Here is a 21,659-nt window from a genome sequence, read left to right as displayed (position 1 = left end):
CTTGTCTGGCCGGGATTATGCCGATTATGCATCGTGCGACCAGAGAACTATTATGCTTTCAAGGGTAATTTTGTGCTGTCGAAACGATCTCCCATTACCCGCCTGATCGCCGCCGGTGGAAGGGCAATCGAGCCTTTTCTCGCCGCAACGCAATCTCTGGACAGACGGCGCGCTCGTCCCGTAAGCTGTCTCATCGGTACTTCAAAACAACAGCCTGGCACCGCAGATGAACAAGATGGACAAACCGGCAGCCCACGACGGCCAGACCTTCGCGCCTTCGCAACTCGGCGTGCGGCTGCGGCTGGCGCGGCAGACATTGGGAATGACGCTGAAGGCGCTGTCGACAGCTGCGGACTGCTCGGAAAGCCTGTTGTCGAAGATCGAGAACGGCAAGGCGTCGCCATCGTTGCCGATGCTGCACCGGCTGGTGGGCGTGCTGGGCACCAATATCGGCTGGATGTTCGAGGAAGCCGACGGCGACGAGGGCATCATTTTCCGGGCCGGCGACAGGCCGCTGATCGCGCTCGATCCGCTGCGCCGTGGCGAAGGCATTTCCCTCGAGCGCGTCATCCCCTATTCGGCAGGCCACCTGCTTCAGTGCAACATCCATCACATCGAGGCCGGCGGCGAGAGTGCCGGTCCCATCCAGCATGCGGGCGAGGAAGTCGGATATCTCCTTGCCGGGGAAATCGAGTTGATGGTCGGCGAGCGGACCTTTCGGCTTGCGCAAGGCGATAGTTTCGTCTTCAAATCGGAAATGCCGCACTGGTACCGCAACGTCGGTAGCGAGCGAGCCAGTATTTTCTGGGTCAACACACCGGCGACCTTCTAGCTTCCGGGAGGTTCTTCATTTCGGCGGCTAAAGCTAATTCAAGTATCTTGACAATCATTCAAGTCTCTTGAATTATGATTGGGCTTGAAGCCAATGAGCCCGGTCACGGGCCTATCCGAAAAGGGGAACTACATGCGATTTTCCAGATATCTGATGGCCTGCACGGCAGCCATCGCGGTGACGATGGCCGTCGGTTCGGCCGCAGCCTCCGCCAAGACGTTCGCGCTCGTCACTATCAACCAGCAGGCGCTGTTCTTCAACCAGATCAATGACGGTGCCAAGGCTGCTGCCAAGACCGCCGGTGCCGACCTGGTCATCTTCAACGCCAACAACGTGCCCAGCGCCCAGAACGACGCAATCGAAAATTACATCACCCAGAAGGTCGACGGTATCATTCTCGTCGCTATCGACGTCAACGGCGTCAAGCCGGCCGTCACTGCCGCCAAGAAAGCCGGCATCCCGGTCATCGCCATCGATGCGCAGATCCCGGACGGCGACAACATCGCCTTCGTCGGCGTCGACAACACCAAGGCTGGCAGCGATATCGGCAAGTTCTACGCGGACTATGTCAAGACCAATATGAAGGCGTCGGCGAAGATCGGCGTCGTCGGCGCGCTCAACTCGTTCATCCAGAACCAGCGCCTCGACGGCTTCAAGAAGGCTGTTACCGACAGCGGCGAGAAGGTCACCTTCCTCGACACCGTCGATGGCCAGAATGTCCAGGACGTGGCCTTGAGCGCCGCTGAAAACCTGATGACCGCCAATCCCGACATGACGACGCTCTATGCCACCGGCGAACCGGCCCTGCTCGGCGCCGTTTCGGCCGTCACCAGCCAGGGTCGCACCGGCGACATCAAGGTCTTCGGTTGGGACCTCACCAAGCAGGCGATCGAAGGCATCGATGCCGGTTGGGTTGCGGGCGTGATCCAGCAGGATCCGGCCGGCGAAGGCAAGGCTGCCGTCGAAGCGTTGGACAAGATCTCCAAGGGCGGCTCGGTCGACAAGATCATCAACGTCCCGGTCACCATTGTCACCAAGGACAATGTCGACAAGTTCAAGGACATGTTCAAGTAAGATCTCCCGAACCGTGTGACCGCGGCCGGCAACAGCCGCGGTCAAATTGACAGCCGTGGAGCAACGCTCCCTGTCAGGTGAAATCATATGACCAATGCCGATACCTACCGCGTCAGGATGACCGGTATCTCCAAGCGCTACAACACGATCCAGACTCTCGACAATGTGTCGCTGAACCTGAAGCCGGGAGAAGTCCTCGGTCTCGTCGGCGACAACGGGGCGGGCAAGTCGACCCTGAGCAAGGTACTCTCGGGCGCCGTTATTCCCGACGCTGGCACCATCGAGATAGACGGCAAGACCGTCAGCTTCGCCTCGCCGGCCGATTCCCGTGCTGCACGCGTCGGGATGGTCTACCAGGACCTCTCGCTCTGCGACAGCGTCGACGTTGCCGGTAACATATTCCTCGGTCGCGAGCCGCGGCGACACATCGCCGGCGTCCCGTTCCTCGACAACAGGAAAATGCACGACGAGGCCCGCGACATGCTCGAGCGGCTTGGCATCGTCATTGCCGATACGCGGCTGAAGGTTGAAAATCTCTCCGGCGGGCAGCGCCAGTCGATCGCCATCGGCCGTGCGGCGTCCTTTAATCCTTCGGTGCTGATCATGGACGAACCGACGGCAGCGCTTGCCGTTGCCGAGGTCGAGGCCGTGCTGGAGCTGATCCGCACCGTCAGCGCCCGTGGCGTCAGCGTCATTCTCATCACCCACCGCCTGCAGGACCTGTTCCTCGTCTGCGACCGCATTCAGGTGATGTACGAGGGCCGCAACGTTGCAGAGCGGCGGATCGAGGACACCAGCATCGAAGAGGTCGTCAACCTGATTGTCGGCCGCAAGTTCAACGCCCGCTCCGCCGGCCACAAAGACCAGGGGATCCCGGCATGACCGTCTCCACCACTGAACCTTCCCTGCACGCCGCTGCACCGCCGCGTGTTCACAAGACCCGGCTGCGCGACAAGGCGATGGCGAATGGCAGCATCATCTCGATTGCGCTGTTCTTCCTCGTCGTCTGTATCGTCTTCTCGGTTGCAACAGGGGCTTTCCTGACGGCGCCCAATCTGCTCAACGTCGTGCGCCAGTCGGCACCGCTGCTGATCGTCGCCGCTGCCATGACATTCGTCATCACCACGGGTGGCATCGATCTCTCCGTCGGTTCCGTGCTGGCGCTGACATCAACGCTCTCGGCGGCCTCGCTGCAGGCGGGTATTCCGTGGGCTGTGGTCGTGGTGCTGATGCTGGCCCTCGGCGGCTTCGTCGGTGCGCTGCAGGGCTTCTTCATCGCCTATGAGCGCATCCCGTCCTTCATCGTCACGTTGGCCGGCCTCTCGGTCATTCGCGGGCTCGCCCTGCTAATCACCGGCGGCTATTCGATCCCGGTCGATGCGGAAAACCCGTTCACCGCTCTCGGCCGGGCCTGGTTCCTCGGTGTCCCCGTGCCGGCGCTGATCGCTCTCGTCATTCTCGTCGTCAGTTTTATCGTCTTCAACCAGACGCCGTTCGGTCGCTATGTGACCGGCGTCGGGGCCAATGCCGAGGCAGTGCGCCGCGCCGGCGTCAATACCCGCCTGACGACGCTGCTGGTCTACGTCATTTCCGGCACCGCTGCTGCTGCTGCTGGCATCATCCTTGCTGCCCGTCTGGGTTCCGGTTCGTCGAATGCTGGCCAAGGCTTCGAACTGGACGTCATCGCCGCTGTGGTGCTCGGGGGTACCAGCCTGTTCGGCGGTCGCGGCACGATCCTCGGCACCGTGCTCGGCGCCCTCACTGTTGCGGTCATCGCCAACGGCTTGATCCTTGCGCACATGTCTCCCTTCCTGACGCCGATCGTCACCGGCTCCATCATCCTGATCGCCATCTGGCTGAATTTCCGCATCTTCAAGGGTGCGGTGAGGAGCCGCTGAGCCATGGATCACCTGTTCGATACAAAGCCCGCCGAGCGCGCCGAAATCGGCGTCCGCTCCGGGACGGCCATGACGGTTCTCGGGCCCGTCGCGGTGGACGACCTCGGAATCACGCTGATGCACGAGCACATCCTGCTCGATGGCGCCAGCACCTGGAAATGCCCGTGTCATCCCGACGAAAAGCTGATCGCCGAGCAACCGGTCAACATCGAGATCGTCGGCGAGCTCAGGATGAACCCCTACATGAACCGCGACAACGTCTCGCTCGACGACAGCGACCTGGCGCTCACGGAACTGAAGAAGTTCCAGGCGCTCGGTGGCCATACCGTCGTCGAGGCGACGAATATCGGCATCGGCCGCGACCCCCCGAAGCTCGCCCGTATATCGCGCATGTCCGGCATGAAGATCATCATGGGCACCGGCTTCTATCTGCAGCATACGCATCCGGAATGGCTGAGGGCGATGGATGTCGAGGCGGTGACCCAGTTCATCGTCAACGATGTCGGCGGTGGCGAGACGCAGCCGGAAATCATGGCCGGCATTATCGGTGAGGTCGGCGTCAGCAAGGACTTCACCTCCGAGGAGCTGAAGTCGCTGCGGGCCTCGGCGCGCGCATCGCGGATCACCGGCCTGCCCCTGACCATCCACCTGCCCGGCTGGGAGCGGCTCGCTCACAAGGTGCTCGACGTCGTCGAGGAGGAAGGGGCCGATCTCAGGCATACCGTGCTCTGTCATATGAACCCCAGTCACAGCGACCTGCCTTACCAGAAGAGCCTCGCCGAGCGCGGCGCCTTCCTGGAATACGACATGATCGGCATGGACTATTACTACGCCGACCAGGATGCACAGTCGCCGTCCGACGAGGAGAATGCCCGCGCTCTGCGCTCGCTGATCGACATGGGTTTCGTCGACCGGCTGCTGCTGTCGCAAGACGTGTTCCTGAAGATCATGCTGACCCGCTATGGCGGGTTCGGATATGGCTTCATCCTCAAGCATTTCGTGCCGCGGCTGAAGCGCCACGGCGTCGATCAGGCCTCCATCGACCGGATGCTGGTCGATAATCCGAAATCGGTTTTTTCCGCGGCCACCTGAGCCGCAATCGCAATCTATCGAAGGAGTAAAGCATGCCCAAGAAGAAGGTTCTTCTCGCCGGCGAATCCTGGGTGTCGACCGCCACCCACATCAAGGGCTTCGACCAGTTCCCGACCGTCACCTACCACACCGGCGCCGACGAGTTGCTGACCGCCCTGAAGGACAGCGATTTCGACGTCACCTTCATGCCGGCCCATGAGGCCCAGCGGGATTTCCCGCAGACCATCGAGGCGCTTTCGGCCTACGATGCCATCGTTCTGTCGGATATCGGCGCCAACACGCTGCTGCTGCATCCCGATACATGGATCCATTCCAAGCCGACCCCAAACCGCCTGCGCCTGCTGCGCGACTACGTCGGCAACGGCGGTGGCCTGCTGATGTTCGGCGGCTACTACAGCTTCCAGGGTATCAATGGCGGCGCCCGCTATCACAATACGCCGATCGAGGATGTGCTGCCGGTCGATTGCCTCTCGGTCGATGACCGCGTCGAGGTACCGGAAGGCTTTGCACCGGCGGTCAACGGTTCAGAGGACCACCCCATCCTCAAGGGTCTCGGCAAGGACTGGCCAATCCTGCTCGGTTTCAACGAAGTTACGGTGAAGCCCGGTGCCGAAGTTTTGGCGACCGTTTCGACGGACTATGGTTCGCTGCCGCTGCTGGTTGCCGGCTCTTACGGCAAGGGTCGGACCGTCGCCTGGACATCGGATGTCGGCCCCCACTGGCTACCGCAGAGCTTCATTGCGTGGAGTGGCTACAAGACGCTGTTCGAGCAGATGCTGGCCTGGGCAACCACCAAGGATTGATCCATGCGCGTCCACGTCGTCGGCAATGTCTGCATCGACACCACGTTCCGCCTCGGCCGTTTTGCGCGGCCGGGGGAAACGCTGAATGCGGACGGCCATAGCGACGGTATCGGCGGCAAGGGGGCCAACCAGGCGGTCGCGGCCGCCCGGACAGGTGCTCCGGTCGACTTTCTCGCTGCCACCGGCACGGATGCTGCGGCCAGAACTATCCGCGAGATGCTGTCGGAGGAATTCGACACAGCACTGATGCCGGCCCTGGAGCTGCCGACCGACCGCTCGACGATCATGGTCGATGCCAGCGGTGAAAACATCATCGTCAGCGGCGTCACATGCGCTGAGGCGTTTGATCCCCTGCTTCAAACCGGCCTCGCGACCTCGATCGGGGATCAGGATATCGTGCTGTTGCAAGGAAACCTGCGCGCCGATGTCACAATCGCCTGTCTGAAGGCCGCCAAGGCGAGCGGGGCAACGACAGTGTTCAATCCAAGCCCACTCGCACCGGGCAGCAGTCCGGACCTTACGGCGGCCGATATCGTGATTGTCAACGAGGGTGAGGCTACCGGGATTTCGGGGCATGCCGATCCGCTGGAGGCCGCCCGCAACCTCATCTCCCGGGGCGCAGGCTCCGTCGTCGTTACGCTCGGCGCGCGCGGTTGCCTTGTTGTCAACAGGGCGGGCGGTGCGCCGCAGTGGGTCGAGGGACTGCGCGCCGATGTCGTCGATACCAGCGGTGCCGGCGATGTCTTTTGCGGCTGTGTCGCCGGATGTCTTGCGCAAAAGATCCCACTCGGTCATGCCGTCCGCATTGCCACGGCTGCTGCGGCACTGTCCGTCGGCCGCACCGGTACAATGCAGTCCTGCCCCAGCCAGCAGGAGATGGCACACCTTATCGATATGGAAATGGAAACGGAAAACACATGACAGCCCCTACGAACCGCATCGGCCAGGTTGCCGACAACGTGCTGGTCTCCCTGTTCGGAAAGCCCAAGGCCGTTATCGGTGTCGTCCATCTGATGCCGCTGCCGGGATCGCCCCGCTACGACGGCGAGACGGTGGAAGCGATCTACCAGCGCGGCCTCGATGACGCAAAAGCCTATCTGCACGGCGGATGCGACGGTGTGATCGTCGAGAACCACGGCGACATTCCCTTTGCCAAGCCGGACGATATCGGCCCGGAAACGTCGGCCTACATGTCTGTGGTTTCCGACCGCATCCGCCGCGAACTCGGCCGACCCATCGGCATCAATGTGCTGGCCAATGCCTCGATCCCGGCGCTGTCGATTGCCAGCGCCTCGGGTGCCGGCTTCGTACGCGTCAATCAATGGGCTAACGCCTATGTCGCCAATGAAGGCTTCATTGAGGGCGAGGCCGCGCGCGCCATGCGGTTTCGCGCCAAATTGCGCGCCAACGGCATCCGTATTTTCGCCGATGCCCATGTCAAGCACGGCGCCCACGCCATCGTTGCCGACCGCCCGGTCGAGGAGCAAGTCAAGGATCTCGTGTTCTTCGACGCCGATGCGATTATCGCCACCGGACAGCGCACGGGCCATGCGGCTGACCTCGGCTACATCAGGATGATCAAGGAGGCGGCCGGCCTGCCGACATTGGTGGGCAGCGGCGTCACGCCCGACAACGTCAACGACATTCTCGGCATCGTCGACGGCGTCATCGTCGCAAGTTCGCTGAAGTATGACGGCGTCTGGTGGAACCCGGTCGAACTGTCGCGCGTCCAGTCATTCATAACGGGCATCAGGGCGTGACATCGGCTTCCATCAACGGCGAACGGTTGCTGGCCCGAATGCAGGCCTTTGCCGCAATCGGAGCCACGCCTGCCGGTGGTGTCAACCGCCAGGCGCTGAGCGATGGCGATCGCCAGGCTCGCCGGCTGCTGGCGGAACTCGCGCTGGCACGCGGTTTCGGCGTTTTCCAGGACAGCATGGCCAATCTGTTCATCCGGCGCGAAGGACGCAACGCGGTGCATGCGCCGGTGCTGATTGGAAGTCACCTCGACAGCCAGCCGACGGGCGGCCGGTTCGATGGTGCGCTCGGCACGCTGTCGGCGTTCGAGGTACTGGAATCGCTGGAAGATTTCGACGTAGATACCGAAGTTCCAGTCGAAGTCGTCGCCTGGACCAACGAAGAGGGCAGCCGATTTTCTCCTGGGGCGATGGGCTCGATGGCCTTCGCGGGCGTCGCCGATCCCGCCGGGTGGAATTTTCTCTCCGGCGCCGACGGTGGTTCCTTTGCCGACGAACTCGCCGCTACGCTCTCGGCGCTGCCGGAAGCCACCATGCGCCCGCTCGGCACGCCGGTGTCGCGTTATCTCGAATTGCACATCGAACAGGGTCCTTCCCTCGAGAAGGAAAACATTCCTATTGGCGTCGTCATCGGTGTGCAGGGCACGCGCTGGCTGCAGGTTACGTTCTCCGGGCAGGCCGGACACGCCGGCACCACGGCACTGGCCTACAGGCGCGATCCGATGGTGGCAGCCGCTTCCGCCCTCCACGAGTTGCAGGCAACCGTGATGCAGAACGACGCGGATGCGCGCCTGACCGTCGGTCGGATAGCCATCCATCCGGGCTCCATAAACGCCATTCCGGACTCGGTCGCCTTCAGCGTCGATATCCGCCATCCCGATCCGGACAGGCTGGATCGCATCGAGGCCGAGGTCCGGCGTGTTTGCGACAGTCGAGCCATTGCCGAGAGATGTAGCTACAGTATCCTGCAGACCTTCGACATGCCGTCGGCGACGTTCTCGCCGATTGTCACCGGTGCCGTCGAGGCAGCAGCGACAAGCCTGTCCCTGACAGCCAAGCGCATGGTATCCGGCGCCTTTCATGATGCCCTGTTTCTCGCCCGCGTGGCGCCATCGGCCATGATTTTCGTCCCCTGCCGCGATGGCTTGAGCCACAACGAGGCGGAATATGTTGCCCCAGAGCACATCGTGACGGGCGCCCGCGTGATGTTTGAAGCAACCCTGTCGCTGGCCAATTCGACGGCCGCGCGCATTTGATCCATCGTCTGCGATGAACCGGCAATTCCGGTCGGGCGTAGTTCGTTCGAACTCGAGTTGCGTCTGCTATTCCGCAGATCCCACCTCCGCCGGCACGCAATCTGCAAACGACGTGTTGACGCGGCCTCAAAACTGAGGCGTCATCAGCGCTTGCGTCTCGTACCCGCAGGCGTCCGGGTCGGCCAAGGCGTCATGACAGGGTCAGTTTGCAACGGGGGAGTTCGGAACCTATCGTCGAAGCTGTAGTTTAATTTTCAACCGCTGCAGAAACTGCGTCAATTCCGGGCTCGCGTCCGAGGCCAGAGATCAATCAATGTCGCTTGTGCTCCCCAGACCCGAAATATCGGTGCCGCAAATGGCATTGATGACCGACGACGCCCAGGAGATCCTGCAATTCGCGGCCGACTCTTTTGACGAAGGCTTCGAGACGGCGCTTGTCACGCTAGTCGAGATCCGTGGCGGTGCAGCGCGGGCGCTCGGGGCACAAATGGCAGTTCGCCGGGACGGCCTTTATTGCGGCTACGTTTCGGGCGGATGTACGGAGGCTGCCGTTGCGGCAGAGGCTCTGCAGGCCATCGCTGGTGGCAATGACCGGTTCCTGCGATTGGGGGAAGGGTCGCGTTTCTTCGATATCGTCCTGCCTTGCGGCGGCGGCATCACGCTGGCCATCCATGTGCTCAGGGACAATCTCAGTCTGCGCACCGTGCTGGAAGGCCTGAAATTACGGCGTCGGATGGGGCTGAAATACGATGCTGGCGCGCAGTCACTCGAGGTTGCAGCATTTCCGGCAAAGGACGCCTGGGACGGAGAGCATTTGTCGAGAGGCTATCGTCCGCGTCCTCGTCTGTTGCTGAGCGGCAGGTCCATTGAGGCCGAGCGCACGGCCAAACTCGCAGCCTCCACCGGCTATGAGGTCGTTCGCCGGCAAGATGGTGCAAATTTGCTGGACGGAGCTTTGCCCGACCCCGATATAGCGGTTGTCCTCCTGCACCATGATCTCGATCTCGAACTGCCGGTCCTTCGTGCAGCGCTGGACGGAAACCCGTTTTACATCGGTGCTCTCGGCAGTAGTAAAACCCACGAGCGGCGCTCGGCGGCGCTGAAAGAGCTTGGATACGAGCAAGCTGCCATCGACCGGATCAAGGCGCCGATCGGCGTGATCGCCAAGGCCCGGGACGCCAATACGCTGGCACTCTCCGTACTGGGTGATGTCGCTGCTGCCTACGCGATCTCGCGCTGACAGGGCAATTTTTTCCAATATTGGACTACGGACCGAACCTCAGTTTGGGCAGCCCGGGCGGCGGTCTGACTGGTTGCCTGGACATTGCTTGCCCGACTGGTTGGTATCCTGGGGAAAGCCTGCAGCGCCTGCGGTATCGCCAACGGATCCCAGCGTGTTGCCGACCGATCGGCCGAGGCGCTGAACCTGCTCACCATAGTTGCGCCGCGTGCGCGGATCGAACACGGCAATCGGCGCGCTGACGGCGACGCTTGCCGCATTGCCAACGGTGTTGGAAACACCGAGCGCCACGGCGCCGACGGCTTCGCCGAGACCGACATCGGAATCGGTGATGGTCTGCCCGGATATCAGCCGCTGGCCGATCAACTTGACCACGTCGGCGCTCTCGGCAAATTTGCCGTGGTTCAGGCTGTCGCCGGATTTTAGCTTGGTTAGGTCGATAACGCTGATACCGGCTTTTTCGAACTGGGTGCGGTAAGGCTCGGCATTGGCATCCACCTGGCCGAGACGATCGACATTGCCTGAAATGCGTCTTGACACGCTGAGCGCCCGGTCATCCTGGGATACGAACAGCGTGAAATGTGGCGGGTTCTTTCCCAGTGCAAGAAACTGCCGGCTGAAAACATCGACGTCGAGATCGGGAGAGGCAAGAATGACGTTCTTGATCTTCGGCAGTGTCCTGCCATCGCGGATCGCCATCTGACGAAGCGCTTCCACTGCCAGCCAGGTCCCCATCGAATGGGCCATCACGGTGACTTCGCTGATCGACGGATCGGCGCTGATCCGCCGCAGCAGATCCTCCAGCGCGTCGCGTGAATAGTTGGTGCTTTCCTTGTCGTAGTTATAGTCGAAAATGCTGGCGCGTGATGGCCATGTGAAGACAACAGGAACGACATCGGCGCCGGAATCGTGGACGATCTGTGCGAAGCGATAGACGGCATCCTCGTAGCGATTGTTGAATCCATGCACGAAGACAAGCGCGCGATGGCTTTTCGTAAGATTCTGCTTCAACCAGCGTTCGTCTTCCGCCTTCGAGACGAGAGGCACGACATTGACGGTCGAGAACTCCTTGAGCGGATTGGCAGGCAGGCGCGCCGGCCATTGCACCTGGCCAACCGTGCGGTTGGCTTCGGGCGGAATGGAGACGGTGATCGCATCGATCTTCAGGTCGCTGCCGCGCTCGCCGCTGAACAGGATGGCCTTGTCGTCAGACGGCGCTCTCGTGGTTGCTGCCAGCAGGCGGACCTGCGAGGTGCCCCTGACGACTGTGCCGCTCGGCGTCATGACGCCGATCAGGCGCCCACCGCAGCCGGAAAGTAGCAACAGGGTCGCCACGATTGCCAGAGCACGCATCATAGCCACGCATGCGCGGGCTGCTTTACGACCTGGCTGTCCCACACTTGCCACCAATGATATGTCCCGCCGCTCTAATTTAGCCCCTCATACATTTCCGGCCGTCCGGGTTCCAGACTTTTCCGCAAAAGGAAGCAAATGAGACTGAGCAGCTGTGTGGGACCGACGCCGCTCTGTGGATATCCAGAAGCGAAGCGTCGAACATACGAAGCCGCAGCAAACGGCTCCTCCGGCCTCTAGATGCCGATGAAAGGTTGGATGAAACGCAGGATGCGACTGGTAAACCGCAGGGGGGCTTCCGTGATGGCAAGGCAGATGCAGTCTTCCCCCGGCGTTGCCGCCGGCTGATGCGTCAGTTCGTCGTCGGCGAGCTCCACGTCGCCGCGGTTGAAGACGGAAACCGAATCACCAAAGCTACCGGCCAGCACCAGCGTCAGTTCCCGGCCCCGATGTCCATGTTCGGGAACGGGCTTGCCGGCCGGTATCTTCAGGAGCCTGACGATGGTGCTCGGGTCGGATGTCGGTATCTTCATCTGCGATGCGCCGCTGCCGAGCGAGCGCCACTTCAGTCCGCCAGCGGCATCCACGTAGGAGAGCAGCGGCTGCGGAAGCAGCGGGTCCAAGCGTTTCGGCGCGGGCACCGACGGTTGCTCGGGAATTTCCATGCGCTTCTTCATGTCTTCCCATGCGACCGGTTCGGCGGGCGTGACCTCCTCGCACTCGAGAAAATATCCGCCTATCGTCTCGAACTCGGCCAGGCGCTCGCGACAGCCAGGGCAAAACGACAGATGCGTCGCGACCCCGATGTTCCATCCCTCCGACAGCGTTCCCGCAGCATAGGACATCAGCAGTTCGTCACCGAGGTGATGCACGACGATCAATCGTCCTTGAGTATGTTGCGCAGCTTCAGACATGCATTCCTTATCCTTGATTTAACAGTCCCGATGGGGATGCCCAGCGAAGCGGCAATTGCCGGATGCGCCATGTCCTCGAAGAAAGACATCTTCAGCGCCTTAATCTCGTCCGGCTTCAGCGAGGCCATCGCCCGCCTGAGCCTGTCGGCATCCTGCTCCTTGTCGAACGCGACATCGGCGGCAGGCGTATCGTCGGGAACGAAGGCCGGGTCGTTCGGGTCGAAATCCGGTCGGGGCCCACGACGCAACGCATCGATGCGAACGTTTCGGGCGATCGTGTAAATCCAGGTCGAGGCAGCGCCCCTTTCCGGATCGAACTGGTTGGCTTTTCGCCACACGGACAACATGGCTTCCTGCGCCATTTCTTCAGCCATGATGCGATCGCCGCCGATCTTGAACATATAGGAGCGGACCTTCGGTACGAAATACTTGTACAGCATCTCGTACGAATCCACGTCCCGATGCTCGGCGACCGCTGCCATCAGTTCGTTGATGCGCTTGCGGTCGAGTGCGGCTTGTGTTTCTGCCAAAGGCAGGACCTTCCTAAACGGCGGTGCCGTCCGCCCCATCCCCATACTGGCGGCCGACACGGGAAGCGAGACAGATTGGGCGGGCTCCGATATTGTCATAGCCGATATACGCCATTTATCAAAAGACGGATCATAGGCGTCGTTGTGCCGACCGACGGCCATGATTACCAGCAGGGACCGAGAACGTAGTGCAGCAGCATGATGTCGTAGGCGAACGACACGACCAGCGTCACCCAGAGGCGCAGCTTCCAGTACCATCGCTGCTCCGGGTTGCCGGCATAGACGCGGTAATCGGCAAAAAGCAGCAGTCCAAAGACAGCAAGCTGGGTCACCAGCGCGACAGGCGATAGCGAAAAGACGGCGGTCGCGAAGGAGGCGAGCGCCAGCACGTTGCTGGAGAGAAGCAGGGCGATGTCCGCCTTGCCATTCTGGGCACGTCCCCAGAGGGCTCCCGCCATGAACGAACTGATGATGGCGCCGTAGGTGACGAAGACGGAGGCGGAGTTCAATCCGGCGATGGTCTCCGGGGCGAGCGCGAAGAACCAGAACGGCAAGGCGCCCGCAAAGGCAAGCGCTGTCGATACCTTGCGTAAAACGCCGTTCACTCCGCCGCTCCCATGACTGCGCCCAAGGCATCGCCGAGGCCGGCTGCGCTCAGAAATGCGGCTTCCACCCTCCCCGCGATGCACCAGTCGCCGCAAGCGGCAAGCTGCGAATCCTTGTCGAGCAGATAAGGCTCGCCAGCCGGACGTTCGACATTTGCATATCGCCAGCGATGAACGATGGCGGTATCGGCCTCTCCTGCATCGATCTGCACGTAGTGCCGTATCGCCTCGATCAACGCCTGCCTGACCTTTTCGAGGGGCATATCCATGTTGAGGTCAGCCCAGACCGCGTTGGAATTGACCACCAGGCAGGGCGAAGCCGGGCGGCCCGGCTTGCTGTTGTTGAGCGAGATCCAGTTGATGACGGGATCGTCGACATGGGCTGCGGCGAAAGGGATCCGTGCTCTCTGCTTCATAGCGATATTGACCATCAGCGTGAAACATCCGTTCATCCGGACATGGCCGAGCTTGTCGTGATGAGCGAACCTCGCCGGAAGCATGAGGGCGGACTGCGGGGCCGGTGCTGTGGCAATCACCCAGTCGAAGGGGCCTTCCGTCCGGTCGCGGATGTTGACGAACCATCGGCCGGGTTCGCCGGTGATCGCGCCGACAGTGCTCTCCGGCTGGATATCGAGGCCGACGGACATCGATTTCGGCAACGCGTTCATCGAAGGGGTGCCGACATATCTGACGGTGTCCGACTTCGGTCTTTCCAGCAGGCCGTCCTCTGTCAGAGAAACCACATGGCCGTTCCAGGGTTCGACCACGCCGTTCGCGCGCGCTGTTTCCAGTGCATCGTGGAAACGGTCATTCCTGATCGTGAAGTACTGTGCGCCGTGGTCGTAGGAGACGGCATCGATCCATCTGGTTGCCATCCGGCCGCCGACGCCGTGGCTCTTCTCGAACACACGCACGGATGCGACCTCGGAAATGGCTTTGGCCAACGTCAGTCCCGCCATTCCCGCGCCGATGATGCCAACTCGTGGTCGTATTGCCATATGGTTTCCGGTTTGCTGGACCTGCAGTCTTGCTTGGTGGCTCTGTCAGGTCGGATGGGCAGGTCGGTCTCGGTCTGTCAGGCGTCGCATTCCGCGTATCGGAAATCGTTTGCCGCAAGCCGCCTGATACGGCCCTCCGCGATGAAGCGTTCGACCAGGATGCGCTCCGCATCGAAAGGATGTCCGTTCCATCCCTTGTGGTCAAAACCTGCCAGGATGACCCTATCGTCCGGGCCTGCGGCTTCTTCCATCACATAGGCGAGTGCCATCAGTCCGGAACTCGGCACGATGTAGCTGCCCGACATGATGCGCTGTAACTCGACGTCGATCCGGTCGTGGTGATGGCGCGGTATGATCTCGAAGCTCTTCCCGGTCATGGCCGCGAACCGTGCGAATTCCGCCGTGTAGTCGTCGCAGAAGTCTTCCAGACCGGGATCCAGCTTCGGTTTCAGCTCCGCGAATTTGTGATAGTCGCGCACGCACCAGATGGCGGAGGCTGAGGCGACCGCCGGGAGCTCGCGCCACGAGGCGCTGCGGATCATGGCCAGCGCGGGCCGCCCGGTGTTGCAGACTGCAACCACGTCTGTGCGCATGCCGCCCTCGCCGACCGAACGGCAGTCGTTGAAGCGTATTACCAGGTCGCACGAGTCGATCACGCCAGCATGGGCGCTGGCGAACGAGCCGTTTCCAACAATTGCGATCCTGCGTGACACAAATCCACCCGTCGAATTTTCAGCCAATACGGTGCCATTGCCCGACCGGATCAAAGCCCAGCTTTGAACGGTTCAAAATCTGTCGATTGATCTGAAGCCTGGAAGTTCCCGTACGCAATGTCGTTTATGAATTTGGAGAATAGCAATGGATGCCATGCTCGCCAATGCCGACCTCGCCGCTTTCGAGCGCCCCTCGCAACAGGAGGCAGAGGCCGCAGTCAGAACGCTGATCCGCTGGGCTGGCGAAGACCCGACGCGCGAAGGCCTGCTGGACACCCCGAAGCGCGTCGCCAAGGCCTATCGCGAACTGTTCGCCGGCTATGACATGGAACCGGAAGACGTCCTGTCACGGACATTCTCCGAAGTGGCCGGGTACAATGACATGGTGATCGTCAAGGACATCACGTTCCACTCCCATTGCGAACACCACATGGTACCTTTCCATGGCGTGGCCCACATCGCCTATGTGCCCGACAAGGGCGTGCTCGGCCTTTCCAAGATGGCGCGCCTCGTCGATGTCTATGCCCGACGCCTGCAGACACAGGAAACCATGACGGCGCAGATCGCCACGGCGCTCGACGAGAGCCTGCGGCCGAAGGGCGTGGCTGTCATGATCGAGGCGGAGCATATGTGCATGGCCATGCGCGGCGTTGCAAAACAGGGTGCGAAGACTTTGACGACGCGCTTTACGGGAACGTTTGAAATGTCGGCGGCGGACCAGGCGCGCTTCATCACGCTCGCAAGAGGATAAGCGCTGGAGGGGTGAGATGGAGGGGTACATGTCGGACGCGTTGATGACATCGCTCGATGTCGGCTATAGAGCCCTGGTGATCGGCGCCAGCGGCGGCATTGGTGGAGCCCTTGCTGGACAACTGGCCGATGATGGAAATTGTGAAAAGCTGGTGCTGCTGTCACGCCGGAACGACGGTTTCGACATCACGGATGAGGCTTCTGTCAAGCGCGCCGCCGAAGCCCTTGCACCTCAGGCGTTCGATATCATCCTGTGTGCGACCGGGGCTTTGACCATCGACGGTGTGGGTCCGGAAAAATCCATCAGGCATATATCGCAGGATGCGATGATGGCGCAGTTTGCCGTCAATGCCGCCGGTCCGGCGATCGTCCTCAAGCATTTCGTGCCGCTCCTTGCCAAGCGGAAGAGGGTCATCATGGCGTTCCTGTCGGCGAGGGTGGGCTCGATCGGCGACAACGGTCTTGGCGGGTGGATTTCCTATCGTTCGGCAAAGGCTGCCCTCAACCAGATCGTTCATACCGCCGCCATCGAGGTGGCGCGCAGCTCCCCTCTGGCGACCGTCGTCACCATCCATCCCGGCACCGTCATGACCGGCCTGTCCGATCCCTTTTCGTCCGGTCATCCCCGCACCGAACCGGACGACGCCGCACACCAGATCCTGCGAACGCTGGATGGCCTTCAGCCACACGACACCGGCAAATTCTTTGCCTACGACGGTACGACCATTCCGTGGTGAAGCCCGCCGCCTTAGCCCGCCGGCCATGATCTGAAAGTCGAACCGGCCGTATACCATGCATGATCAAGATTTTTTACGATGGCGCGTGCGGCATGTGCTCGCGGGAAATCAACCACTACCGTAAGGTTGCTCCTGCTGGCGTTTTCGAATGGGTGGACGTCATGAAGGACGGAACTGCTCTGGAAAACGAGAATGTGTCGCTCGCCGACGCGCTGATGGAGCTGCACGGCAAGGATGACAATGGCCGAATGCATGTCGGCGTTGATGCCTTCCTGCTGATCTGGCGGCACATACCGCGGTGGCGGACCGCTGCGAAGATTGCAAGCTTCCCGCCCATCAATGCGGCTTTGAGGGCGATATATCCGATCTTTGCAAAATGGCGGTTCGCGCGGCTCGCCCATTGCCAGGTCGCAGCGAAATCCTGAGGGTAGACGTCGACTTCCGTCGGCCCTTCTGAATGCGTGACGTGATCATCCGGCAGGCATCTTCTGCCCAATGCCCATTCCTGTGGGGGAGAATGCGATGAGTTATCTAGCTGCAAATTTCGAAGGCGTGTCGGGCAATAGTGACGCCGCGCCCCTCTCCCTCCTCATCGTCGATGACGACAGCGTTTTCGGCCACAGGCTCGGAAAAGCATTCTCGGATCGGGGCTTCGACGTGGAAGTGTGCGAGACCGTAGACCATGCATTGGGCCTCGTGGGTAAAAGACATCTCGACATCGTCATCACAGATCTCAGGATCGGTGAAAAAAGCGGTCTTACTGTGATCGAAGCGGTGAACACGCTGTCGAAGAACACCAAGACGCTGGTTTTGACAGGCTACGGAAATATCCATTCCGCAGTGGTAGCCGTGAAGCTCGGGGCGACCGAATATCTCAGCAAGCCTGCGGATGCCGACGAGATCCTCGAGGTGCTGGGCTTTGTCGACAAGTCGGCAAGCGAGCCGAATACGGCGCTGAAGCCACCGGATCTCGTTCGCTGGGAACACATCGTCAGCATTTTCGAGGCGACCGGCGGGAACATGTCGGAGTCAGCAAGGTTGCTCAACATGCATCGCCGCACACTGCAGCGAATGCTGGCGCGTGGCGGACCCGGTCCCACGGACTGAAGTCCATCTCGCCCACAATACGTCAGTAAGTTTCGCTTGCTGCCTGCATCGTGCAGACAGATCACACGAGGAAGACAAGATATGGCCAATATCAAGCTTTGGGGCTTCGACGGCTCCACCTACGTTCGCACCGTAAAGATGCTTCTCGCGGAAAAGGGCGTCACCGATTTCGAGCAGATCCCGCTCAACGTCCTGAAGGGAGAGCCAAAGTCGCCGGAGCATCTGAAGCGCCACCCGTTCGGCAAGGTTCCCGTGCTCGAGCATGACGGCATTACGATCCTGGAGACTGCGGCGATCACGCGCTATCTCGATGACGTCCTGCCGGGCAAATCGCTTGTTCCGGCGAACGCCAAGGATCGCGCCCGCATGGACATGGCCGTCGGCATCATCGATTCCTACGGCTACGGAGCGCTTCTCGGTGGCGTCGCGGCCTACCACTTGTTTCCGGATTTCGTCGGCGGCAAGAATGAAGACAGCCGCAAAGAGGGAATCGCGAATGGCCGCAAGGTGCTCGAATTCATCATGACGACACGAGCCGGCGACACGTTCATCGCGGGCAACGAGCTCAGTCTCGCAGACCTGTACCTCGCGCCGATAGCCTTCTACATCTCCCTGACCCCCGACAAGAGCGCCCTTTTCGACGTTCCGGGCTTCAGCGACTGGTGGACGGCAATCCAGGCCCTGCCGAGCTATAAAGCCACTCAGCCCAATCTTGGCTGATATTCTTCGCTTTTAGATCAACGTCTCCCCTACGCCTGGTAAACGGCGGCGGGGAGGCGGAGAACAGCCCGCAAGCCGGCCGGCGACGCCGGTTCCAGCACCAGCGAGCCGCCGTAGAGCCCGGCCATTTCAGTTACAATGGTCAGCCCGAAGCCGTCTCCCGGAACGCGCTCGTCCTCCCGGACACCGGGCAACAACACTGCCTCTATGCGCTCCTGGGGGATACCGGGTCCGTCATCCTCGAAGGTGATACGAACAAAGGCGCCGTCTCTGACGGCAAAAGCGGTAACGCGCGACGATGCCCATTTGAAGGCGTTGTCCATCAGGTTCCCCAGCATTTCCTCGACATCGCTTTCCTCGCAGGCGACAGCTAGCCCGTTCGTTACGTCCGCCTTGAACGCGATGCCGCGTTCGGCGTGGATCAGGCTGATGGCGCCGTGGATGTCGGCTAGGGACTTCGCAACCTCTGTTCGCGCTACCGTCCCAGATGACGCCATGACCCGCCGGGCGGAGCTCAGGTGATGCTTGATGCGGTTGTCTATGCGCAGGGCGAGGTCGCGCAGCGTCCCATCGGGATCATTGCGGCCGTCGAGCGCCAGCAAAAGGCTTGCGACCGGTGTCTTGAGGCCATGCGCGAGGTTTGCAAACTGGATACGGGTGGCCGCCAGCCTTTCGTCGTTGGACTGGATCAGCGCATTGGTTTTCGAGGCGAGCGGTGCCAGTTCGACGGTGGTCTCGTTCGCAAGCCGCGACTGCTCCCCGCGGTTGATCGCGTCGATGCCGGCTGCCATGGACTTCAGCGGGCGCAGGCCAAAGCGGATCTGCCAGAGCGTTCCGGCCAGCAGCACCACGCCCAAAATCAGCATGCAGGGCACCAGCCAGAAAAGCGCGCGCACGGCGGGATCGACCAACGCACCCTCTGGCGCTGTCACAGTGATCAGCACCATCTCGCCGTCGACATCGCGCGAGCTCTGGCGAAGATAGAGCTTGCGGCCGTTCTGCCTGCCCTCCCCGGGTGTCGGCATGGCCGTCAGCATGTGGAGAAAGTCCTGGCGCGGGGGCGGCGCATCTATCGTGCCATTCAGAAGCGAATGCGATGCAAGGCGTTGGCCCGTGCCCTCCACCTGCCAGTACCAGCCGGAACCCGGGCGATCGAATGGCGGCGCATCGAGGGTGGTCGACAACTCAAGCCGTCCGTCCGGCCCGTGTGTCACTGCGGAGGCGAGCGCGCCGATCTGTGTGTCGAGGCGTTGATCGATCTGCTCGCGTATAACGGCATTCAGTGCCAGCCACAGGATTGCGGACGCGACCACAAGCGCCAGCGTCACGAAGATGCCCGAAAATATCAGCAGTCTGCCGGCTATCGATTTCGGTCGCGCGGGGAAAAATAGCTTCATGGCATCGACGCGGCAGTCAGCATATAGCCCCGCCCACGCACCGTCTCGATGAGGTCTGGCCCGAGCTTCTTGCGCAGCCTGCCGATGATGACCTCGATGGAGTTCGAATCCACCTCGGCATCCCCGTCATAGACCCGTTCGTTCAGTTCCCGCCGGTCGACAACCGTCTCCTTGCGCAGCATCAGGCAGGAAAGCACCCGCCATTCCAGCGCCGTGAGCTTCAGAGGCAGGCCATCTAGTTCGAACGTGCCGAGCTGGGCATCGAAGACGAGGCCGCCACAGCTGACGCGCGAGGCGGCGTGACCTGTAGAACGCCTGACGAGGGCGCGAAGCCTCAGCACGAGCTCCTCGATCTTGAAGGGCTTGCCTAGAAAGTCGTCCGCCCCCGCCTTGAAGCTCGAAACCTTGTCCGGCCATCCGTCACGGGCGGTAAGCACGAGGACGGGAAGATTGCGTTCGCTCTCCCGCCATCCCTTGAGAACCGTCACGCCATCGATCTTTGGCAGCCCGAGGTCGAGGACTGCGACGTCGAACATCTCGGTCAGGCCGGCATGCAAGGCATCTTCGCCGTTGCGGGCAATATCCACCACGAAATTTTCTGACCTGAGGGCCGCAGCGATGCGGCCGCTGAGGTCGTCGTCGTCTTCAACGAGCAGTACGCGCATGAGGTGACTTTCGGCTGCAAAATGATCGCCCAGTCCTAGCGAAATTGCCTGAACTGAATCTGAACCGCGAGGTTCAGCCGTGTGATGGCACATGGGGCCTAGATTGCGGTTGTCACTCACAAAGGAGCACCAAGATGACGATTGATCACGACAGCAGCGAGCGCCCCGGCAAGGGCGGCGCCCACGTTCCTCCGCATGAGCGCCGCCGCCACTGGATCGTCTTTCCGGCGATCGCGATTGCGCTTGCAGTCGGTGCTGCAGGCGGGGCCGGCGCGATGCGGATGGTTCGTCCGACGGCGGAAATGGCCCCGATGACGCCGATTTCCATTTCGACGATGCCGGCTTCGAGCCTGGTCACCATCAAGGGCACTGTCACAGAGATCTACGGCAACAAGTTCATCCTGCAGGATACCAGCGGCAAGGCCCTGGTGGAAACCGGACCAGCCGGCGACGGTGGCGATTTGGTCAAGCAGAATGAAGCGGTCACCGTCCAGGGCCGCTTCGACCAGGGCTTCGTCCATGCGAGCTTCCTGGTCGACAAGGACGGGAAGACCGAAGCGCTGCGCGCGCCCGGTCCTCCACCGCACGGGCCATTCGGCGATCTGATCCACAGACCGGGTCCATGATCACTCCAGCAATCCCGATTGACCCATCCTCAACCTCACAGAAAGTCGATACGATGAGAAAATATATTCTGTCTGCAATCGCGTTCGCTGCCCTGGCAGGAACCGCCTTCGCCCAGCAGCCACCGGCCCCGCCTCCGCCCGGCGGCCCCGCACCTGTCGTCGATCCCGGCGCACCACCCCCGCCGCCGCCTGTGCCTCCAATGCGCGGTGGTCCTGGTGGCCCTGATGGCGGCCCGGATCGCATGGGTCCTCCTCCCGGCGGACCGGATGGCGACATGGGACCTCGCGGCCACCGCCCACCCCCGCCACCACCGCCGTCCAAGGCTGCGCACTTCCATATCGACCACGGTGATACCCGGATCGACGTGAAATGCGCTGATGACGAACCGATGAAGGTCTGCTCGGACACGCTGATGCAGTTGATGGATCGCCTCAACGGTCCTGCCGCCCAGCCAGTCCGTCCTCCGGTCCAGTAAGCCAGCCGTAAATGCAGCCGCGCGCAGAAATGTGCGCGGCTGTCGGTATGCTGAGGTGCTGCCGTCCACGAGCCGATCTGTGCAATTTGCCGCATTGAGCTCGCCAGCGTAATGAC

General features: G+C 61.6%; 25 protein-coding genes. 17 read left to right on the top strand and 8 right to left on the bottom strand.

Annotated elements, in window-relative coordinates; genetic code table 11:
• Nucleotides 1-226 precede the first annotated feature (226 nt).
• The 10 genes from J5274_RS26645 to J5274_RS26600 all read left to right on the top strand — a co-directional run bounded on the left by J5274_RS26645 (nucleotide 227) and on the right by J5274_RS26600 (nucleotide 9,952).
• The gene (locus tag J5274_RS26645) at nucleotides 227-832 is read left to right on the top strand and encodes a cupin domain-containing protein (RefSeq protein ID WP_142829398.1); all 606 of its coding nucleotides are present in this window, start codon (nucleotides 227-229) and stop codon (nucleotides 830-832) included.
• A gap of 132 nt (nucleotides 833-964) precedes the next feature.
• Nucleotides 965-1,906 (top strand): substrate-binding domain-containing protein, encoded by a 942-nt coding sequence (locus J5274_RS26640; protein WP_142829396.1) that lies wholly within the window; start codon nucleotides 965-967, stop codon nucleotides 1,904-1,906.
• Between the two features lie 87 nt (nucleotides 1,907-1,993).
• On the top strand, nucleotides 1,994-2,788 hold the full coding sequence (locus J5274_RS26635) for an ATP-binding cassette domain-containing protein (protein ID WP_219276058.1): 795 nt from the start codon (nucleotides 1,994-1,996) through the stop codon (nucleotides 2,786-2,788).
• Nucleotides 2,789-2,865: 77 nt separating this feature from the next.
• Nucleotides 2,866-3,804 (top strand): ABC transporter permease, encoded by a 939-nt coding sequence (locus tag J5274_RS26630; RefSeq protein WP_257625767.1) that lies wholly within the window; start codon nucleotides 2,866-2,868, stop codon nucleotides 3,802-3,804.
• Nucleotides 3,805-3,807: 3 nt separating this feature from the next.
• Nucleotides 3,808-4,896 carry a phosphotriesterase gene (locus tag J5274_RS26625; protein ID WP_142829390.1) on the top strand — a complete coding sequence of 363 codons (1,089 nt, stop codon included), beginning with the start codon at nucleotides 3,808-3,810 and terminating at the stop codon, nucleotides 4,894-4,896.
• 32 nt (nucleotides 4,897-4,928) lie between these two features.
• Entirely contained in the window at nucleotides 4,929-5,699 is a 771-nt protein-coding gene (locus tag J5274_RS26620) for a glutamine amidotransferase (protein WP_142829388.1), read from the top strand.
• 3 nt (nucleotides 5,700-5,702) lie between these two features.
• Nucleotides 5,703-6,620, top strand: a complete 918-nt coding sequence (locus tag J5274_RS26615) for a ribokinase (RefSeq protein ID WP_142829386.1) — start codon at nucleotides 5,703-5,705, stop codon at nucleotides 6,618-6,620.
• Complete coding sequence (locus J5274_RS26610; RefSeq protein ID WP_142829384.1) at nucleotides 6,617-7,459, top strand: BtpA/SgcQ family protein; 843 nt, start codon at nucleotides 6,617-6,619, stop codon at nucleotides 7,457-7,459. The genes J5274_RS26615 and J5274_RS26610 overlap by 4 nt, the downstream gene beginning before the upstream one ends.
• 38 nt (nucleotides 7,460-7,497) lie before the next feature.
• A complete protein-coding gene (locus tag J5274_RS26605) occupies nucleotides 7,498-8,712 on the top strand; it encodes a Zn-dependent hydrolase (RefSeq protein ID WP_244615333.1) in 1,215 nt (404 codons plus the stop codon).
• Nucleotides 8,713-9,067: 355 nt separating this feature from the next.
• Entirely contained in the window at nucleotides 9,068-9,952 is an 885-nt protein-coding gene (locus J5274_RS26600) for an XdhC family protein (RefSeq protein ID WP_279309159.1), read from the top strand.
• Nucleotides 9,953-9,991: 39 nt separating this feature from the next.
• Here J5274_RS26600 and J5274_RS26595 read toward each other — a convergent pair whose 3' ends face one another.
• From J5274_RS26595 to J5274_RS26570, 6 genes are all read right to left on the bottom strand, one after another.
• A complete protein-coding gene (locus tag J5274_RS26595; RefSeq protein ID WP_142829462.1) occupies nucleotides 9,992-11,308 on the bottom strand; it encodes an alpha/beta hydrolase in 1,317 nt (438 codons plus the stop codon).
• 233 nt (nucleotides 11,309-11,541) lie between these two features.
• Nucleotides 11,542-12,219 carry a ChrR family anti-sigma-E factor gene (locus tag J5274_RS26590; RefSeq protein WP_224128002.1) on the bottom strand — a complete coding sequence of 226 codons (678 nt, stop codon included), beginning with the start codon at nucleotides 12,217-12,219 and terminating at the stop codon, nucleotides 11,542-11,544.
• Nucleotides 12,183-12,749, bottom strand: a complete 567-nt coding sequence (locus J5274_RS26585) for a sigma-70 family RNA polymerase sigma factor (RefSeq protein ID WP_224128004.1) — start codon at nucleotides 12,747-12,749, stop codon at nucleotides 12,183-12,185. Before J5274_RS26585 ends, J5274_RS26590 begins: the two co-directional genes overlap by 37 nt.
• A 164-nt stretch (nucleotides 12,750-12,913) precedes the next feature.
• Entirely contained in the window at nucleotides 12,914-13,354 is a 441-nt protein-coding gene (locus J5274_RS26580) for a DUF3429 domain-containing protein (protein WP_161990949.1), read from the bottom strand.
• Complete coding sequence (locus tag J5274_RS26575) at nucleotides 13,351-14,352, bottom strand: NAD(P)/FAD-dependent oxidoreductase (RefSeq protein ID WP_219276056.1); 1,002 nt, start codon at nucleotides 14,350-14,352, stop codon at nucleotides 13,351-13,353. Before J5274_RS26575 ends, J5274_RS26580 begins: the two co-directional genes overlap by 4 nt.
• Before the next feature lie 77 nt (nucleotides 14,353-14,429).
• Nucleotides 14,430-15,065: a Urease operon accessory protein gene (locus J5274_RS26570; protein ID WP_142829456.1), complete on the bottom strand. Its 636-nt coding sequence runs from the start codon at nucleotides 15,063-15,065 to the stop codon at nucleotides 14,430-14,432.
• A 145-nt stretch (nucleotides 15,066-15,210) separates the two neighbouring features.
• Between J5274_RS26570 and folE the strand changes: the two genes are divergently transcribed.
• The 5 genes from folE to J5274_RS26545 all read left to right on the top strand — a co-directional run bounded on the left by folE (nucleotide 15,211) and on the right by J5274_RS26545 (nucleotide 18,379).
• Nucleotides 15,211-15,816, top strand: coding sequence for a GTP cyclohydrolase I FolE (folE, locus tag J5274_RS26565; RefSeq protein WP_142829374.1), 606 nt, complete (start codon nucleotides 15,211-15,213; stop codon nucleotides 15,814-15,816).
• 28 nt (nucleotides 15,817-15,844) lie between these two features.
• Nucleotides 15,845-16,552 (top strand): SDR family NAD(P)-dependent oxidoreductase, encoded by a 708-nt coding sequence (locus J5274_RS26560; protein ID WP_224128006.1) that lies wholly within the window; start codon nucleotides 15,845-15,847, stop codon nucleotides 16,550-16,552.
• A gap of 59 nt (nucleotides 16,553-16,611) precedes the next feature.
• Nucleotides 16,612-16,977 carry a thiol-disulfide oxidoreductase DCC family protein gene (locus J5274_RS26555; protein WP_142829372.1) on the top strand — a complete coding sequence of 122 codons (366 nt, stop codon included), beginning with the start codon at nucleotides 16,612-16,614 and terminating at the stop codon, nucleotides 16,975-16,977.
• Between the two features lie 97 nt (nucleotides 16,978-17,074).
• Nucleotides 17,075-17,659 carry a response regulator gene (locus J5274_RS26550; protein WP_142829370.1) on the top strand — a complete coding sequence of 195 codons (585 nt, stop codon included), beginning with the start codon at nucleotides 17,075-17,077 and terminating at the stop codon, nucleotides 17,657-17,659.
• A gap of 81 nt (nucleotides 17,660-17,740) precedes the next feature.
• Nucleotides 17,741-18,379: a glutathione S-transferase family protein gene (locus J5274_RS26545; RefSeq protein ID WP_142829368.1), complete on the top strand. Its 639-nt coding sequence runs from the start codon at nucleotides 17,741-17,743 to the stop codon at nucleotides 18,377-18,379.
• Between the two features lie 29 nt (nucleotides 18,380-18,408).
• On the opposite strand, the gene J5274_RS26540 is transcribed toward J5274_RS26545, so the two are convergent.
• Together J5274_RS26540 and J5274_RS26535 are read right to left on the bottom strand one after the other, a co-directional pair.
• Nucleotides 18,409-19,776 carry a sensor histidine kinase gene (locus J5274_RS26540; protein WP_143122941.1) on the bottom strand — a complete coding sequence of 456 codons (1,368 nt, stop codon included), beginning with the start codon at nucleotides 19,774-19,776 and terminating at the stop codon, nucleotides 18,409-18,411.
• Entirely contained in the window at nucleotides 19,773-20,441 is a 669-nt protein-coding gene (locus J5274_RS26535; protein ID WP_142829364.1) for a response regulator transcription factor, read from the bottom strand. Before J5274_RS26535 ends, J5274_RS26540 begins: the two co-directional genes overlap by 4 nt.
• 134 nt (nucleotides 20,442-20,575) lie before the next feature.
• Between J5274_RS26535 and J5274_RS26530 the strand changes: the two genes are divergently transcribed.
• Together J5274_RS26530 and J5274_RS26525 are read left to right on the top strand one after the other, a co-directional pair.
• Complete coding sequence (locus tag J5274_RS26530) at nucleotides 20,576-21,067, top strand: hypothetical protein (RefSeq protein ID WP_142829362.1); 492 nt, start codon at nucleotides 20,576-20,578, stop codon at nucleotides 21,065-21,067.
• A 53-nt stretch (nucleotides 21,068-21,120) separates the two neighbouring features.
• Complete coding sequence (locus J5274_RS26525; RefSeq protein ID WP_142829360.1) at nucleotides 21,121-21,543, top strand: hypothetical protein; 423 nt, start codon at nucleotides 21,121-21,123, stop codon at nucleotides 21,541-21,543.
• Nucleotides 21,544-21,659 lie beyond the last annotated feature (116 nt).

This window comes from Rhizobium sp. L51/94 (genome assembly GCF_019355555.1).
GTDB lineage: Bacteria > Pseudomonadota > Alphaproteobacteria > Rhizobiales > Rhizobiaceae > Rhizobium > Rhizobium rhododendri.
The sequence above is the reverse complement of the archived record's forward strand: the minus strand, read 5'-3'. Positions and strand labels throughout refer to the sequence as shown.

Excerpts from the sequence above, each read along its gene's own strand:
- J5274_RS26645 (WP_142829398.1), top strand. The coding sequence starts at position 227 with ATGAACAAGATGGACAAACCGGCAGCCCACGACGGCCAGACCTTCGCG.
- J5274_RS26640 (WP_142829396.1), top strand. The coding sequence starts at position 965 with ATGCGATTTTCCAGATATCTGATGGCCTGCACGGCAGCCATCGCGGTG.
- J5274_RS26635 (WP_219276058.1), top strand. The coding sequence starts at position 1,994 with ATGACCAATGCCGATACCTACCGCGTCAGGATGACCGGTATCTCCAAG.
- J5274_RS26630 (WP_257625767.1), top strand. The coding sequence starts at position 2,866 with ATGGCGAATGGCAGCATCATCTCGATTGCGCTGTTCTTCCTCGTCGTC.
- J5274_RS26625 (WP_142829390.1), top strand. The coding sequence starts at position 3,808 with ATGGATCACCTGTTCGATACAAAGCCCGCCGAGCGCGCCGAAATCGGC.
- J5274_RS26620 (WP_142829388.1), top strand. The coding sequence starts at position 4,929 with ATGCCCAAGAAGAAGGTTCTTCTCGCCGGCGAATCCTGGGTGTCGACC.
- J5274_RS26615 (WP_142829386.1), top strand. The coding sequence starts at position 5,703 with ATGCGCGTCCACGTCGTCGGCAATGTCTGCATCGACACCACGTTCCGC.
- J5274_RS26610 (WP_142829384.1), top strand. The coding sequence starts at position 6,617 with ATGACAGCCCCTACGAACCGCATCGGCCAGGTTGCCGACAACGTGCTG.
- J5274_RS26605 (WP_244615333.1), top strand. The coding sequence starts at position 7,498 with ATGCAGGCCTTTGCCGCAATCGGAGCCACGCCTGCCGGTGGTGTCAAC.
- J5274_RS26600 (WP_279309159.1), top strand. The coding sequence starts at position 9,068 with ATGGCATTGATGACCGACGACGCCCAGGAGATCCTGCAATTCGCGGCC.
- J5274_RS26595 (WP_142829462.1), bottom strand. The coding sequence starts at position 11,308 with ATGATGCGTGCTCTGGCAATCGTGGCGACCCTGTTGCTACTTTCCGGC.
- J5274_RS26590 (WP_224128002.1), bottom strand. The coding sequence starts at position 12,219 with ATGTCTGAAGCTGCGCAACATACTCAAGGACGATTGATCGTCGTGCAT.
- J5274_RS26575 (WP_219276056.1), bottom strand. The coding sequence starts at position 14,352 with ATGGCAATACGACCACGAGTTGGCATCATCGGCGCGGGAATGGCGGGA.
- folE (WP_142829374.1), top strand. The coding sequence starts at position 15,211 with ATGGATGCCATGCTCGCCAATGCCGACCTCGCCGCTTTCGAGCGCCCC.
- J5274_RS26560 (WP_224128006.1), top strand. The coding sequence starts at position 15,845 with ATGTCGGACGCGTTGATGACATCGCTCGATGTCGGCTATAGAGCCCTG.
- J5274_RS26555 (WP_142829372.1), top strand. The coding sequence starts at position 16,612 with ATGATCAAGATTTTTTACGATGGCGCGTGCGGCATGTGCTCGCGGGAA.
- J5274_RS26550 (WP_142829370.1), top strand. The coding sequence starts at position 17,075 with ATGAGTTATCTAGCTGCAAATTTCGAAGGCGTGTCGGGCAATAGTGAC.
- J5274_RS26545 (WP_142829368.1), top strand. The coding sequence starts at position 17,741 with ATGGCCAATATCAAGCTTTGGGGCTTCGACGGCTCCACCTACGTTCGC.
- J5274_RS26540 (WP_143122941.1), bottom strand. The coding sequence starts at position 19,776 with ATGAAGCTATTTTTCCCCGCGCGACCGAAATCGATAGCCGGCAGACTG.
- J5274_RS26535 (WP_142829364.1), bottom strand. The coding sequence starts at position 20,441 with ATGCGCGTACTGCTCGTTGAAGACGACGACGACCTCAGCGGCCGCATC.
- J5274_RS26530 (WP_142829362.1), top strand. The coding sequence starts at position 20,576 with ATGACGATTGATCACGACAGCAGCGAGCGCCCCGGCAAGGGCGGCGCC.
- J5274_RS26525 (WP_142829360.1), top strand. The coding sequence starts at position 21,121 with ATGAGAAAATATATTCTGTCTGCAATCGCGTTCGCTGCCCTGGCAGGA.